The sequence below is a fragment of the Bradyrhizobium sp. 62 genome (assembly GCF_023073035.1).
Taxonomy (GTDB): domain Bacteria; phylum Pseudomonadota; class Alphaproteobacteria; order Rhizobiales; family Xanthobacteraceae; genus Bradyrhizobium.
In genome coordinates this window covers 903,778-917,395 of record NZ_JADPIT010000032.1, presented here as the reverse complement: position 1 = coordinate 917,395, position 13,618 = coordinate 903,778, and the positions used below count along the sequence as shown (strand labels likewise).

Below are 13,618 nucleotides of genomic sequence, written 5' to 3'. Positions count from 1 at the left end.
TCAGCTGGCTTGATCCAGATCAAGCGTCGCGGCTCTCCTACAGCTGAAGTCCGGGCGGGTTCAGCTCACGCTTGGCCTGAAACGCTTGCGACGATCGCAACATTTCATGTGCACGGTCATGCCGCCGGCGCGACGGAATGCTTCCCCCGCCGGTTAGTCGAGATTTCAACCAGGTGGAGGACATGATGAGGTTCATCAAAGGGGCATTTGCAGCAATTGTTACTGTCGCGAGCGCCATGATTTCCGTGCCCGAAAGCGAAGCAGCGCCTTTGCCCACCAGTGTTGGCGCGATGAGAGCCACGCTTGATAACGACGTGATGAAAGTGCGTTACGGAGGCTGGGGTTATCGCGGCGGATGGGGCGGAGGCTACCGCGGAGCGGGATTGGGCTATCGTGGCTTGGGGTATCGCGGCGTCGGATATGGCTACAGAGGTTACGGATCTAGAGGCTACCGTGGCTGGGGCGCCGGCGCAGTGGTCGCGGGGGCGGTGGTCGGTGGCGCGATCGCAAGCTCCGGCTACTATGGTGCATATCCCTACTACGGCGGCGGATACTCCTCTTACGGCGGAGGATACGGCTATGATTATTGTCCGCCCAGTGCCTACAGCGCCTACGGAAGCTATGGCGGTTATGGCGGCTACTACGCGAGGCGGAGCTACTATTCCGGCTGGTAGATTTGCCTCGGATTCTCTCGAGCAGCGCGAGCGCGATACCTCCATTGATCTGGATCAGCACGCCAGGCAGGAGCGCTGACATCGACTTGCGGTTTCGAACAGAGGAGGCGCATCGGACTAGCAGCTGCATTCATGACGACCGAGCTGGTTCTCGCGAGTCCTGAAAGCGCCAACGTCATTATATACTGCCAAAACGTGGACTATCCGGCGCATTGCGTCGCGAGGCCAGGCGTCGTCTTGGGAGTGCGTCCCGTCGCGCGCGCTGCCGCACGGGAAGCGGTGCGGCCCGGCACTCCGACCAACCGCGGCGGTCCGGTCGATCGCGCCGACAGGCGCTGACTGGCTTGCGCGGTACGGCCACAAAAATGAGGGCCGACATGACTGCCGGCCCCCTGAAGACGTCAGACCCCGGAGAGCTCAGTACCTTGCGACGACCGGGCTGGCCCCGCCGAAGCGGTAGTTGAAGCGCACGGTGAGCATATCGACGTCCTGGGTGATCCGGTCGTTCACAAAAGCGGCAAGGCGCGGATCGGCGACCGTGAACGAATTATTCCGGTGCCCCATGAACAGATGATCGTATTCGAGCCCCACCGACCAATTCGGGGTGAAGCCGTACTCGAATCCAACACCAATGACGCCACCCCAACGGGTCGCACTTTGCGCGGCGAGTTCGACGCCGGACGCAGTATCAAGGACGCTCAGCCGGTTGTCTGTCACGGCCGCGCCGCCCTTCACGTAGAGCAGTGACGCATTCCAGGCGTAGCCGATCTGGCCGGTGAAGAGGCCGATGGCGCTCGTTTTGGCGCGCGTGGAGAGCGTCGGATCGAACAGGCTGACGCGCTGGTTACTGAGATCCGCCCAATCGCCCTGAGCTTCCAGACCAAACACCCACTGGCTGGCTTGCCAGCGATAACCGAGCTGACCACCGATGACGCCACCGGATCGATCGCGGCAGCCGGAAGCGACGGCGACGCCGGCCGCGTCAAGGAAATCCACGCAGTTGTGGTTCTGCGCCCAGCCACCATTGCCACCGATATAGAACCCCGTCCAATTGTAGATTGGAACGATCGGTGCCGGAGGCGGCGCCTTCACGGCCATATCGGCAGCCATGGCGGGTCCCATGGCCAACGCCACCAGGCCAATTGTTGTCAGCAGAAGTCTTTTCATCATGCTCTCTCCTTGCCGGCCGCTTTTTGATTGCTCGAACGGCGGCTTGTTGCATTGCAATCACCCCCCAACTTCCAGCTGAAACTCTACGGGCGAGGCCGCAAACTCCACGTGCCAAAATGGCAACACTCAAGACATTTCGAACCAGGCTTCGGTTTGCCTCGCCCGCGGAGTCGAACGACTGGCGCCAGTATCCGAATTGGCCGAAAGGCAGCCGTCCGCTCCGAGTCACCTCCAGTCATCCGCATCAACCACCGTGACGGCCCGCCTATTTCTCCGGGTCGCGCTTGGCATCGGGGCCGGTAATTTCGTCGCCTCGGCCTTGCTCGATCCAGGACGGAATGTCGCTCGAGGGAATCAACCGTCGCGGCAAAAAGGGATTGAGCGTGCCTGCGAACACGATCAATCCCTCGTTGAATTTCTCTCGCGCGAAGGTCCGCGCCTCGGCTTCGCTCTCGAATGTGCGCGTTTCCCGGGGACTTCGCCGCTTCGGCAAGGTCCCGCGCTTGTGCACCTCGAACGTGACGTACCAGGTTTGCGGCATCCGCCAGCTTCCGGATCTCAATCAAGCGGACATCTGTCGGCAAATGAAGATCGGTAAGATCATGTGACGTCCTAGTTGCGCCGCTCTTCGCGGCGCTCCGTGCGCCCTGTCCGCCTTTCCTGACGGCGTTCAGTCCGGCCCCGTGCGCCGTTCCTGACGCCGCTCGTAGCGGGCTCCCCGCCTCTCCTGGCGTCGCTCCATGCCGATCGTCTGCGCCGGCGCTTCTGTTCCGAACAGGAACGTGCCGGATGTCGCCAATCCGAGTACAGCGGCCCATCCCAGCAACGAAAAAGCCTCGCGACGATCGACCCGTCCAGACCTTAACGCTTCACTCATGTCAGTTACTCCCGATCTTGAGGACGTTTGATTGGGCAATGCCTCGACGTGCGCTCGTTGACAGTATCATGGCGGGCGCCCCACTCCGAAGATGCGACCATCGGAGACGCTCACCAAACCTGGTTGCCAAACCAGCCGTACTGCGGCGGCCGCGCGACGATCCGGATATTTTTTTCGATGTGCCTCCTCACAATTTTGTTTTGACGCTGCGGCTTCGCATCAGCCTTTGCCGACGAACGCGCTGGCGGGCGTTCGGCATCGAGCGGTCCGAGCTGAGCAAAGGCCTCGCGAACGCGCGTCTGTTGGAAGTCGGCGCCCGGCAGGGCACCAAGTTCGACCTTGGCGATGTCGGTTGCGACAATCGTGGGCCGGCTCGTGTCGAGAACGACCCGCTCGGGCAATTTCCAATCGGAATGGATGTGGATGGTGGCGGAGCGCGCAGCTTCACCGCGTATGGCCGGCCGATCCGGCACCAGGGCGTCCGCAACGAAGAGCATCGCGAGCAACGTACCGCCGACATAGAACAGATATCGTGAGATGGGCATCGTCAGCGCCATTGCCGCCGCAGATCTTCGTCTGGCAAGCAACGGGCCACGGCGGCAGAATTGGCGCAGCAATGCAACCTGCATGGACGTGGTAGCCTAAATCGACCCGCCGTTGCGTCGGCCGCGGCGCGCCCCTTGTGAAGCACTTGCTGAGGCATGGCGGCACTTCGTCGGTAAGCGCACGCACGCTGCAGCAAGGCTAATGTTCACCGCGTCCGAACGCGGCTTCGCTTGAGCCAGATCAACGAATTGAATTGTCCCAAACACGGCCTCGCGTAGTGCCGCACGGCTTGGTCAGTGTCAGTGACATGCCCCTTGGTACAATGGCCGGAAGGGCAATTGCAGAGATGTAGAACGCAACGCAGAGTTCTCACCGCGTACATCGAGCTTCTGGCAGGGAGGGCCGATGATGAGCCAATTCGAGCTGAGTTCGCGCGCGGCACTTTGCCGACAGCTTGCAAGCCAGGATCCGGCGAACCAAACGGTCTGGGTGGCCGAGGCAAGAAGCTGGTCACGGCTGGCCGCCGAGATGCTTCCTGAAGAGCACCTATTGAAAGGCGGCATCACCGCCCGGCTATTCTTCGCCTTCAACAAATTGGTCGCGGCGCAACACGAGCCTACGCCGGCAGAATTGATGAAGAGCAGATCCAAACGCGTCATGCCGTCTCGGAGCTTGTCACCGACGGCCTGACGCATTCGAGCGAGAAGCGTTCGCACGATGGCATACTTGGCCCAAGTGTGGAGAGAGCCGGTCCACCACGTGACAGCATGCTTTCCGATGCGCCCCGGCGGGCTGCACTCGACATCAAAGCGTCGTCATCCAGATTCCCTTAACGCGATCCGAACTTGACCCGGTAAAATCGAAGACGAAGCAGATGCGATTTGTTGAATCCCTTGATCTAAAGCAAGCCACGGCCCTGATGCTGCGTTGGTCTTATGACGTTGAAGTTCATTTTTGGAGAAGGTCCATGAACTCAGCGAGCGCAAGGAAGATTGCCGCTGCCATCGCCGTCCTCGTATGCGGCACGACGTTGTCCATCGGCTGGAACGACCAAGGCGGAATTTCGCTGCAGGTCGACAAGGCGCAAGCGGCGACGCGATTATACGTCACTCCCTATTATCGCGGTCACTACTACACGAATGACGGTCTGCCCTGGTACGCGGTGCGAGCCTATTATTTCGGCGGACCGTGGAGCTACGGCTATAGCGGCTGGACCGACTATGCGGCGCGCAACGGCATCGGTTGCGTCCCAGGCTCGTTGGTGAAGGGCGGCGAAGGCATCATGTACGTGTGCCAATAGAACTTTATGATGGCGCGATGGGCGGCGCTCATTAAGCCGTCTCTCGCGCTAGTCTGCGCTCAGGAGGTGACGGCTGAGGGGAGGATACCATGACCTATGTTCTGGTCGTCATCAGCTGGCTTGGCGTCGCGAATGGCGCCGTCATATCGACACATGAATTTCAAGCGCAGAGCGTTGCGAAGCAGCCCGGACGGCGCTGATGAAATACGCGAAAGCGCGCAGCAGCGACGAGACACTGAGGCCGCTCTGCATACAGAAGTAAAAAGCGGCGAAAAGGGTGACGCATGTACCCGAACCCGACTGAATCGTTCTAGTGTTTCGCTTTCGCTTAACGGCTTCACGATTTCGACGGTTCCTTGATCTTGATCAATGGTCCGAGCGCCAGTCCGTGGAGCGATCCAAATTCACTCTCACAGGCGGAGACTATCATGAAGCGTGGTTTGGTCACAAAGCTATCACTCGCGGTTGCCGTGGTCGCCCTCGGAGTGTCCGGCTCGATCGACTGGTCGGCGGAGGAAGGCCTTTCGCTCTCGCTCGGCCGGGCTGAAGCACGAGTCGGGCGGCCCTTGACGCCCGTATCAGTCGCCGGCGTAGCACGGCGCACCACCAGGCGCGCGGTCGTCGGCGGCGCCGCAGTCGGTGCAGCCGCTGTCGGCACGGCATGTGTCCGCGTGCTGGTCAATGGCAGCTACGTCTGCCGCTGATAGCCCTCGTTGCCGGCTCCGAACATCGCATCCTGCCAGATAACTTTTTTCGGCAGGATGTGCGGTTCAGGTTTCGAAGCGCGATTGGCGTTGCCACATACGAGCGGCGATGTACCGACCAAATCCTCGTTGGGCCACTGTAGATTATTCAGTCTCCCAGTGGCCCTTTGGCGTCCCCGTCGCTCCCTTTCAGCAACTCGTATTTAATCCGCCGCATGCGTGCCTGGGCCTCGAGCGGCTTGCAATAGGCGGTTGACGCTGCGAGCAGATCGATGGTGGCGAGAAATGCATAGCGCGATGCCGTCGGCTTAAGTGCGTCTGGCGCTTCGGGCACGTGCACGCCAAGCGCAATATCGGCGATTGAGGCCAGCCTGCTTTGCGGCTTGGTGATTGCGACGACCAAGGCGCCGTATTGCTTGGCGATAGTGGCTGCCTCGATCACTTCGTTCGCCGCACCGGTGGTCGAGATGGCAACGACGACGTCATCCCGCCCGAAAGTCGCGGCGATCATGCGCATCAAGCTCGGATCGGAGGCATGCGAGACGGCGATCCCAAGACGAAAGAACCGGTTCTGAACTTCCACCGCCGCAAGAGTGGAACCGCCCCCCACCCCGAACGCAGCAAGCTTCGAACAGCGGGAGATCGCTTCGGCAGCCCTCTCGATGTCGTCCTTGCGAAGTCCCTCCTCGGCAGCGGCAATTGCACGACGAATTTCCTGAAACACCGACCGCCAGAGCGCGGGGCGTGCCAGATCGGTCCCGAGATGCGGGGGAGGCTCAACGTAAATCCGCCCAACCGCCATTGCTTGAGCCAGCCTCACCTTGAGATCGCGGACGCCCCGGCAACCAACGGAGCGGCTGAACCGGGTTACCGTCGGCTCGCTGACGCGCGCCCGACGGGCCAACTCGGAATTGCTGGCGTGAACGGCAAATTCCATATCGGCCAGCAGCACCGTGGCAACGCGCTGCTCCGACGGACTGAGGCTTGGAGCGCTCTGCCTGATAAGGGAGATGATGTCGCCGGCCACGACATTGTCGTCGCCCGACGGCTTCGAGATCGCTGCACCAACGGCTCTCGCCGGATGATTTCGCTTTGCACGCGCCATTGCTTGCCCTTCCCCAGGTCAGATCCACCTGCGCCCTTGGCGGGAAGCTGCCGTAAGAAACCTTCAGCATCGACCAAACGTATATCGGCATGCCCCATCAAGAATAGCATTTTCCGCTTGATAATTGGCAAATTGTGTATGTAACTTTCAAACAACCAATAGCGTGCCAGCAGCCCAACAGCTGAAAGGCACATCCCCTGCACCGGGAAGCAGGCGGTCAGCAAGGCGGGAGGGCGATCATGAGATACGGTCCAAGTGTCTTGATGCGTGGCGTCGTGGGGCTGGCCACCGCGTCATTCTTGCTTGCACAGGCCAATGCCGCCAGCCTGCTGCGCGAAGCCACCATCGGAGAACCGCCGCCGCTCGATGTCATGCTGACGACAGCCGACGTCGCATCGGTCATCGGCCGGCACATCTTCGAGACCCTGTATGCGCTGGACTCGACCTATACGCCGCGTCCGATGCTGGCCGAGAGCGATCGCACGGAAGACGGCGGTCGGACCATCGTCATAAAGCTGCGCGAAGGTGTCCTCTTCCACAATGGCAAGGAGATGACCGCCAAGGACGTGGTCGCCTCGATGACGCGATGGGGCAGTTTCGGTGCCCGCGGCAAGCTCCTGATGTCGGCGGCTACGTCGGTCGAGGCCACCGGACAATATGAAGTCACCCTGAAATTGTCCGCGCCGAACGGCGCCTGGAAGGCTCTCATTGCGGACGTCAATGGCGGTCTTGCGATTTATCCGGAAGACATAGCCGCCAAAGCGGGGAACCGGCCAATCGAGCAAAAAGACTATATCGGCACCGGGCCTTACAAGTTCGTGGAGTGGCGGCCGAACCGCTATGTCGAGGTGGAGAGGTTCGACGGCTACAAGCCGGTGAAGGAAAAGGGTGACGGCTTCGCCGGCGCCCGCGTTGCGAGCTTCGACAAGATCCGGTTCATTCCGGTGCCTGACGTCGGAACGCGCGTGAGCGGCGTGCAGGCGGGCGACTACGACTATGCGGAAATGATCTCCGGTGATCTGTACGAGTCCCTGAGCAAAGATCCATCGGTTCAGGTGCAGCGTACCAACGCGCCGATCTTCGGCCTGTTCTTCATGAACTCGAAGCAGGGAATCCTGAAGGACAATTACAAGCTCCGTCGCGCTATCCAGACCGCGCTGGATAAGTCGCAGGCGCTGCGCGTCGCCTTCGGTCCCAAGGACCTATGGACTGCCGAAGGATCGATCTTTCCAAACGGCACACCCTGGTACTCGAGCGAAGGCGTCTCCAATTACAGTGCGCACGACCCGAAGAAGGCCAAGGAGCTCGCAAAGGAGGCGGACTACACGGGGACGCCGATCCGCCTGCTGGTCTCGACGAACTACCAGGCACACTATGACGAAGCCTCCGTCTTCACCCGCCAGCTGGCCGACGCCGGGATCAATGTTCAGATGATGGTCGTCGATTGGGCGACCCTTCTGAAGATGCGCGGCCAGCCGGAACAATGGGACATCTTCGTCACCCACCATTCCTTCGCGCCCGACCCGCTGCTGCTCACGTTCTTGAATGCGAGCTATCCCGGCTGGTGGGACAGCCCCGAGATCGGCTCACTTCGGGCAGAGTTGATCAACACGACCGATCCAGCCGCGCGCAAGTCGACTTGGGGCAAGATCCAGTCGCTGATCTATGAGCAGGTACCGGTGATGAAAGTAGGCGATGCCTACACCTATGACATTGCTTCTCCCAAGCTCAAGGGGCTCAACCCAAACGGCCCCGTGTTCTGGAATGTGTCCACGAAATAAGGACGGGCAATGAGGCCGCGAAGACTGTCGAGCGCCGGCGCCGGCGCGCATCGTTGCAGCTGACCAGGCGCTCAATCACATGTGGTCTTACGCATTCAAGCGCGCAGCAACGACGGCGGTGACGCTGCTGGCAGCGTCCATCATCATCTTCGCGTTCATCCATATCGTGCCGGGTGACCCGATTTATGTTCTGCTCGGTGACACCGCGACCCCCGACCAGATCGACGCCTTGCGACACCAGCTCGGTCTCGACCAACCGATCATCCTGCAATATCTCACCTGGGCCGGTCATGTGCTCGAGGGCGACCTCGGGCGGTCGATCTTCTTCCAGGCGCCCGTGCTGTCGGTGATTGCCGATGGCGCCGAGACCAGCACCTTGCTCGCCACCATGACGATGATCTGGGTTGCGGTCATCGGGGTGCCGATCGGCATGATTGCGGCGGTCCGGCACGGCACGTGGCTCGATCAGGGATTGTCCGGCGGGGCGATGCTGATGGCCTCGATACCCACGTTCTGGGTCGGGCTCTATCTGATCCTGATCTTTGCCGCCTGGCTCGGTTGGTTTCCGAGCTCCGGCTATCCGTCGATCTTCGAAGGTGGTGTCGTCAATCTCCGCTATCTCGTCCTCCCAAGCCTGGCGCTTGCGGCTCCGAATGCCGCTTTGATCCTGCGGCTGACGCGCGCCAGCATGCTCGACGTCTCCCGGGAGGACTACGTGCGCACGGCCCGTGCAAAGGGAATTCGGCCGTGGCAGGTCGTGCGTCGCCACATCTGGCGCAATGCACTCCTGGCGGTCGTCTCGGCCTTCGGCTTCACCTTCGCCGCACTGCTGTCCGAAGCGGTGGTGACCGAAACCGTGTTTGCCCTGCCCGGCATCGGTCGCCTCGTCGTTCAGTCGATCCTTCGCCGAGACTACCCTGTGATCCAGGGCGTCATCCTGGTCATCGTGGTGGTTTATCTCCTGATCAATCTGATCGTCGATCTGAGCTATCGTCTGCTCGATCCGCGGGTTGAACTTCAATGAGCAGCAACAGCGTGACATTGTGGCTCAAGCCGTTCATCGCCCGCCCGATCGCGCTGGCCGGGCTCGGGGTTCTTCTGGCGACTGTGCTCGCCGCGGTCTTCGCACCCTGGCTGTCGCCTTACGATCCGTATGCCATCGATCCCCTGATCCGTCTGACGCCGCCGAACGTGACCCACTGGTTCGGCACCGATCAATTCGGCCGGGATACCCTGTCGCGCACCATTCATTCAGCACGCATGGCGCTTCTGATCGGCTCGGGCGTGGTCGTCTTCGCTCTCGCGACAGGCGTTCCCGCCGGCGTACTCTCCGCTCTGTTCCCGCGGCTGGGTCACCTGCTGATGCGCATGGTCGACGTGCTGATGGCTTTCCCGACTCTGCTTCTCGCACTCGGCCTGATTGTCATCTTGAGCCCGAGTGTGGCCACCGTCATTCTGGCCATCGGGATCGGCTACATGACGACGACGACCCGCATCGTCTATGGACTGACACTGCGCTTGCGCGCGGAAACCTACGTCGAGGCGTCTCGCAGCATGGGCGCCGGAGCGGCGTGGCTCATCAGTCGGCACATCTTGCCGAACCTGGTCTCGCCACTTCTCGTGCAGGCCAGCTTCGTCTTTGCGTTTGCGCAGCTCGGCGCGGCTTCACTCGACTTCCTGGGCCTCGGCGCCCCGCCGGACATTCCGAGCTGGGGCAATATGCTGGCGGAATCGCGGACCTTCATCACGCGCGCTCCGTGGCTGCTCTTCTTCCCGGGCATGATGATCGTGGCGACGGCATTTTCTCTGAACCTGGTCGGCGATGCATTGCGCGATCGACTCGATCCGCGGTTCCGTCAAGTCTTCGGTGAGAAGGGTTAGGCCGTGCTGACAGTTTGCGACCTTACGGTGTCAGTGGGGCCGGAAACCGCGCCGGTCGACATCGTCGCGGGCGTGTCCTTCGGATTGGCCAAGGGCGAGATCCTCGGTCTCGTCGGCGAGTCCGGTTGTGGAAAGAGCATGACCTCGCTTGCGGTCATGGGATTGCTGCCGCAGCCCGGTCCTCGGGTCCGGGCCGGGCGGGTCCTGTTGGAGGGCTGCGACGTAACGCAGCTGCAGCCCTGGCAACGTGTCGAAGCCGGCCACGGCCGCATGGCAATGATCTTTCAGGAGCCGATGACCTCACTCAACCCGGTCCGTCGGATCGGCGATCAGATCGCCGAAGCCGTACGCCTACATGAGGGAATTTCGGGCGCAGCGGCGCTCGTCCGCGCTCGCGAGCTGCTCGAACTGGTCCGCATGCCCGACCCCAAAATGCAGCTGTCCGCGTATCCACATCAGTTGTCGGGAGGCCAACGCCAGCGGGTCATGATCGCGATTGCACTGGCCTGCAGGCCGCAGGTGCTGGTCGCCGATGAACCGACCACCGCGCTGGACGTCACCATACAGGTTCAGATTCTCGGGCTCTTGCGCGAGCTCTGCAATCGGCTCGATATGGCGATATTGTTCATCACCCACGACATGGGAGTCATTGCGCAGCTCGCCGATCGCGTTGCTGTCATGTACGCCGGCCGGATTGTGGAAACCGCGGCAGTCGATGCGCTGTTCGGCGCACCCCGTCATCATTACACCCGCGGACTGATGGATTGCATGCCGTCGCGAAGTTCCGGCGCGCGCCGGCTGCCTACAATTTCTGGTCAGCCGCCGCTGCCAGGTTCGGTCGCTGCTGGCTGCGTGTTTGCCTTGCGTTGCGCAGCGGTACGCGATGAGTGCCGCGTGGCGACCCCGCCTCGCCTGGAGGCCTCCCAAGGGCACGAGGTGCTCTGCGCATTTCCACTGGCCGGCGGGGAGCTGCCATGAGCGGCAATGCCATCCTCGACGTCCGGGACATGATGGTCTCGTTCAGTGCCAGGCGAGCCGGTCGGAAATACCGGGTGCAGGCGGTGGATGGTGTATCGCTGTCGCTGGCCGAAGGCGAGGTCCTCGGGATTGTCGGCGAGTCCGGCTGCGGCAAGACCACGCTGGGCCGCACCCTCGTCGGGCTGGTCCAGCCCGACAGCGGCAACATCAAATTGAAGGGAACCGAATTGATCGGAGCCGGCGGCTCCGGCCTCCGTGAGAAGCGTCTAAGTGTTCGAATGGTTTTCCAGGATCCCAATGCATCGCTCAACCCGCGGCGCGCAATTGGAGATTCGGTGGCGGAGGCGGCCGACATCAGCGGCTTCTTCAAGAGCCGCGCCGAGCGAAGCGCGGCCATAGCTGCCACCTTGACGGCCGTCGGGTTGAACCCCTCTTTCGCCGCTCGCTATCCCTACGAGCTGAGTGGCGGGCAGCGGCAGCGGGTCGGAATCGCACGCGCCATTCTTCCCACCCCGTCCATCATCGTTGCCGACGAGCCGGTCTCGGCCCTCGACGTTTCGGTGCAGGCGCAGGTGCTCAATCTGATGATGGATCTGCGTGACCAGTTGAGACTGTCGATGCTCTTCATCTCGCACGACCTTGGCGTGATCGGACAGATCAGCAGCCGCGTTGCTGTCATGTATATGGGCCGGATCGTGGAGCAGGCCGGGACGCGGACGGTCCTCGATTGTCCGCTCCATCCCTATACGCGCGCGTTGGTGGCAGCAATTCCGAAGCCCGATCCATCGAAACGGATCCAGGGTGCGATCGAAATGGGTGAACCGCCAAGTCTCTTCACGCGACCGCGCGGTTGTGCATATGCGCCCCGCTGTCCAATGGCCAGCGATCGCTGTCTCGTCGATGTGCCACAACTTCGATCTGTCGGTGCGGACGGTCGGACAATCGCCTGCCACAACGTATAACCAGCGAGTGCCGCGCGCGGCGAAATCACGCAACGCCTACGATTGATTTCTCCTCTATTCGAGCGATCCTGTTCACGCGGCCGCAGTCGCAACCGCCATGCGGCTGGCGGGTGCCAATTCGGGAAGCCTGACGCCTGTTGCACCGCGATGTTAATCGCGACGCAACATTCAAAATGAGACTGCCCGTTAAACCGCCCACGGCTCCGACACGTGCACTGCATCCGAGTTCGGATAGCCTCCCTTTCAAGAACCGTTGGCCTTGTCCGAACGCCGCATCGTGCGGCGGACGCGTCAGGGCGCGGTGAAAAACAGCGACAAGAACGCCCTGGGAGGAGAGCAATGTTGAAAGGCAGTCTAGGACTGATCGCGTTGAGCAGCCTGTTACTTTCGGGCACCGCCTTCGCACAGGAGAAGATCAAGGTCGGCGTCACCGCGACGCTCGAAGGTACCTACACCGTGCTCGGCGAGGACGGTATCCGCGGCTTCCAGACGGCCCTCAACGTGCTCGGCAAGAAGGTCGGCGACAAGGAACTCGAATTTGTCATCGCCTCGACCGACGCGACGCCGGACTCCGCCGTGCGAGCCGTGCGCAAGCTGATCGAGCAGGACAAGGTACAGATCCTGCTGTCGCCGCTCTCTGGCGACGAAGGCATCGCGGTCAAGAATTTTGCAAAGACCCATCCTGAACTGACCTTCATCAATGCCGCCTCCGGGGCCCAGGAAACAACCTATGTCGATCCGGCCCCGAACTTTTTCCGCTACAACATGGACGGCGCGCAATGGCAGGTGGGCCTCGGCAAATACGCTTATGACCAAAAGAAGTATCGCAAGATCGCGACCGTCGGCGAAGACTACTCCTTCATCTATACGCAAGTGTTCGGCCTCGTGCTCGAGTTCTGCGGTGCTGGCGGACAGGTCACCAACCGGCAATGGGTGCCGCTCGGCACCAAGGACTTTGCCTCGGTTATCGCCGCACTGCCCGACGACGTCGATGCAATCTATCTCGGCCTCGGCGGCGCCGACGCCGTCAACTTCCTGAACCAATACCAGCAGGCCGGCGGCAAGGCGCATCTGATGGGCGGCTCGATCATGATCGACCAGACCATCCTGTCGTCCAAGGGAAACGCCAAGAATGCCCTGATTGGCACGCTGGCCGCGAGCGGCCAGGCCGACACCTGGGAGAACCCGAGTTGGCAGAAGTTCGTGAAGGACTATCAGGACGCGTTTCCGCCCAACAAGCGCTTCCCGAGCCCATCGCTGCTCGCCACCAACTATTATGGCTCGACAATGGCGCTGATCCTGGCGCTGCGTCAGGTCAACGGAGATCTCTCCAACAATCAAGCCAAGTACAAGGAGGCCCTTGCCAAGATCGAACTCGACGCACCCAACGGAAAGATCAAGCTGGACTCCAACCGCCAGGCGATCGGCACCAACTTCGTCACCGAGGTTGTCGACGACGGCAAGGGCGCGCTGTTCTCAAAGGTCGTGAACGTGATCCCGAACGTCAACCAAACGCTCGGCTACGATCCCGCAGTGTTCGCCAAAATCGGTTTACCGAGCCGCACAGTACCGGAATGTAAGAAATACTGACCTAGTCTAGTTCGCGAACGATGACCGGCCGGGGAGAGATTTGCCAGAAG

16 protein-coding genes are annotated in these 13,618 nt (G+C 61.4%); 10 read left to right on the top strand and 6 right to left on the bottom strand.

Features of this window, described 5'->3' with window-relative positions:
* Positions 1–37: 37 nt before the first annotated feature.
* Complete coding sequence (locus IVB47_RS33605; RefSeq protein WP_247467971.1) at positions 38–301, bottom strand: hypothetical protein; 264 nt, start codon at positions 299–301, stop codon at positions 38–40.
* Between the two features lie 16 nt (positions 302–317).
* On the opposite strand from IVB47_RS33605, the gene IVB47_RS33600 reads away from it, so the two are divergent.
* Entirely contained in the window at positions 318–674 is a 357-nt protein-coding gene (locus IVB47_RS33600) for a hypothetical protein (RefSeq protein WP_247407976.1), read from the top strand.
* Between the two features lie 417 nt (positions 675–1,091).
* Here IVB47_RS33600 and IVB47_RS33590 read toward each other — a convergent pair whose 3' ends face one another.
* The 4 genes from IVB47_RS33590 to IVB47_RS33575 form a co-directional block, all read right to left on the bottom strand.
* The gene (locus IVB47_RS33590) at positions 1,092–1,844 is read right to left on the bottom strand and encodes an outer membrane beta-barrel protein (RefSeq protein WP_247467968.1); all 753 of its coding nucleotides are present in this window, start codon (positions 1,842–1,844) and stop codon (positions 1,092–1,094) included.
* 265 nt (positions 1,845–2,109) lie between these two features.
* Entirely contained in the window at positions 2,110–2,385 is a 276-nt protein-coding gene (locus IVB47_RS33585; protein WP_027569331.1) for a hypothetical protein, read from the bottom strand.
* 129 nt (positions 2,386–2,514) lie between these two features.
* On the bottom strand, positions 2,515–2,721 hold the full coding sequence (locus tag IVB47_RS33580; RefSeq protein WP_247467964.1) for a hypothetical protein: 207 nt from the start codon (positions 2,719–2,721) through the stop codon (positions 2,515–2,517).
* 110 nt (positions 2,722–2,831) lie between these two features.
* On the bottom strand, positions 2,832–3,350 hold the full coding sequence (locus tag IVB47_RS33575) for a hypothetical protein (protein WP_247467961.1): 519 nt from the start codon (positions 3,348–3,350) through the stop codon (positions 2,832–2,834).
* Positions 3,351–3,672: 322 nt separating this feature from the next.
* On the opposite strand from IVB47_RS33575, the gene IVB47_RS33570 reads away from it, so the two are divergent.
* From IVB47_RS33570 to IVB47_RS33560, 3 genes are all read left to right on the top strand, one after another.
* Positions 3,673–3,957: a hypothetical protein gene (locus tag IVB47_RS33570; protein WP_247467958.1), complete on the top strand. Its 285-nt coding sequence runs from the start codon at positions 3,673–3,675 to the stop codon at positions 3,955–3,957.
* A gap of 277 nt (positions 3,958–4,234) precedes the next feature.
* A complete protein-coding gene (locus tag IVB47_RS33565; RefSeq protein WP_247467955.1) occupies positions 4,235–4,567 on the top strand; it encodes a hypothetical protein in 333 nt (110 codons plus the stop codon).
* 428 nt (positions 4,568–4,995) lie between these two features.
* On the top strand, positions 4,996–5,271 hold the full coding sequence (locus IVB47_RS33560; protein ID WP_027569328.1) for a hypothetical protein: 276 nt from the start codon (positions 4,996–4,998) through the stop codon (positions 5,269–5,271).
* Between the two features lie 148 nt (positions 5,272–5,419).
* On the opposite strand, the gene IVB47_RS33555 is transcribed toward IVB47_RS33560, so the two are convergent.
* Positions 5,420–6,376, bottom strand: coding sequence for a MurR/RpiR family transcriptional regulator (locus tag IVB47_RS33555; protein ID WP_247467953.1), 957 nt, complete (start codon positions 6,374–6,376; stop codon positions 5,420–5,422).
* 239 nt (positions 6,377–6,615) lie between these two features.
* On the opposite strand from IVB47_RS33555, the gene IVB47_RS33550 reads away from it, so the two are divergent.
* The 6 genes from IVB47_RS33550 (at position 6,616) to IVB47_RS33525 (ending at position 13,568) form a co-directional block, all read left to right on the top strand.
* Positions 6,616–8,157 (top strand): ABC transporter substrate-binding protein, encoded by a 1,542-nt coding sequence (locus tag IVB47_RS33550; protein ID WP_247467950.1) that lies wholly within the window; start codon positions 6,616–6,618, stop codon positions 8,155–8,157.
* A 79-nt stretch (positions 8,158–8,236) separates the two neighbouring features.
* Positions 8,237–9,181 (top strand): ABC transporter permease, encoded by a 945-nt coding sequence (locus tag IVB47_RS33545; RefSeq protein ID WP_247407959.1) that lies wholly within the window; start codon positions 8,237–8,239, stop codon positions 9,179–9,181.
* The gene (locus tag IVB47_RS33540) at positions 9,178–10,038 is read left to right on the top strand and encodes an ABC transporter permease (RefSeq protein ID WP_247433421.1); all 861 of its coding nucleotides are present in this window, start codon (positions 9,178–9,180) and stop codon (positions 10,036–10,038) included. Before IVB47_RS33545 ends, IVB47_RS33540 begins: the two co-directional genes overlap by 4 nt.
* Before the next feature lie 3 nt (positions 10,039–10,041).
* Entirely contained in the window at positions 10,042–11,016 is a 975-nt protein-coding gene (locus IVB47_RS33535; RefSeq protein WP_247467946.1) for an ABC transporter ATP-binding protein, read from the top strand.
* Positions 11,013–11,978 (top strand): ABC transporter ATP-binding protein, encoded by a 966-nt coding sequence (locus IVB47_RS33530; protein WP_247467943.1) that lies wholly within the window; start codon positions 11,013–11,015, stop codon positions 11,976–11,978. The genes IVB47_RS33535 and IVB47_RS33530 overlap by 4 nt, the downstream gene beginning before the upstream one ends.
* A gap of 339 nt (positions 11,979–12,317) precedes the next feature.
* Positions 12,318–13,568 carry an ABC transporter substrate-binding protein gene (locus IVB47_RS33525; RefSeq protein ID WP_007593010.1) on the top strand — a complete coding sequence of 417 codons (1,251 nt, stop codon included), beginning with the start codon at positions 12,318–12,320 and terminating at the stop codon, positions 13,566–13,568.
* Positions 13,569–13,618: the final 50 nt, after the last annotated feature.

Bases quoted from the DNA above. Each gene is read 5' to 3' on its own strand.
- IVB47_RS33600 (WP_247407976.1), top strand. From the start codon at position 318: ATGAAAGTGCGTTACGGAGGCTGGGGTTATCGCGGCGGATGGGGCGGA.
- IVB47_RS33590 (WP_247467968.1), bottom strand. From the start codon at position 1,844: ATGATGAAAAGACTTCTGCTGACAACAATTGGCCTGGTGGCGTTGGCC.
- IVB47_RS33585 (WP_027569331.1), bottom strand. From the start codon at position 2,385: ATGCCGCAAACCTGGTACGTCACGTTCGAGGTGCACAAGCGCGGGACC.
- IVB47_RS33580 (WP_247467964.1), bottom strand. From the start codon at position 2,721: ATGAGTGAAGCGTTAAGGTCTGGACGGGTCGATCGTCGCGAGGCTTTT.
- IVB47_RS33575 (WP_247467961.1), bottom strand. From the start codon at position 3,350: ATGCAGGTTGCATTGCTGCGCCAATTCTGCCGCCGTGGCCCGTTGCTT.
- IVB47_RS33570 (WP_247467958.1), top strand. From the start codon at position 3,673: ATGATGAGCCAATTCGAGCTGAGTTCGCGCGCGGCACTTTGCCGACAG.
- IVB47_RS33565 (WP_247467955.1), top strand. From the start codon at position 4,235: ATGAACTCAGCGAGCGCAAGGAAGATTGCCGCTGCCATCGCCGTCCTC.
- IVB47_RS33560 (WP_027569328.1), top strand. From the start codon at position 4,996: ATGAAGCGTGGTTTGGTCACAAAGCTATCACTCGCGGTTGCCGTGGTC.
- IVB47_RS33555 (WP_247467953.1), bottom strand. From the start codon at position 6,376: ATGGCGCGTGCAAAGCGAAATCATCCGGCGAGAGCCGTTGGTGCAGCG.
- IVB47_RS33550 (WP_247467950.1), top strand. From the start codon at position 6,616: ATGAGATACGGTCCAAGTGTCTTGATGCGTGGCGTCGTGGGGCTGGCC.
- IVB47_RS33545 (WP_247407959.1), top strand. From the start codon at position 8,237: ATGTGGTCTTACGCATTCAAGCGCGCAGCAACGACGGCGGTGACGCTG.
- IVB47_RS33540 (WP_247433421.1), top strand. From the start codon at position 9,178: ATGAGCAGCAACAGCGTGACATTGTGGCTCAAGCCGTTCATCGCCCGC.
- IVB47_RS33530 (WP_247467943.1), top strand. From the start codon at position 11,013: ATGAGCGGCAATGCCATCCTCGACGTCCGGGACATGATGGTCTCGTTC.
- IVB47_RS33525 (WP_007593010.1), top strand. From the start codon at position 12,318: ATGTTGAAAGGCAGTCTAGGACTGATCGCGTTGAGCAGCCTGTTACTT.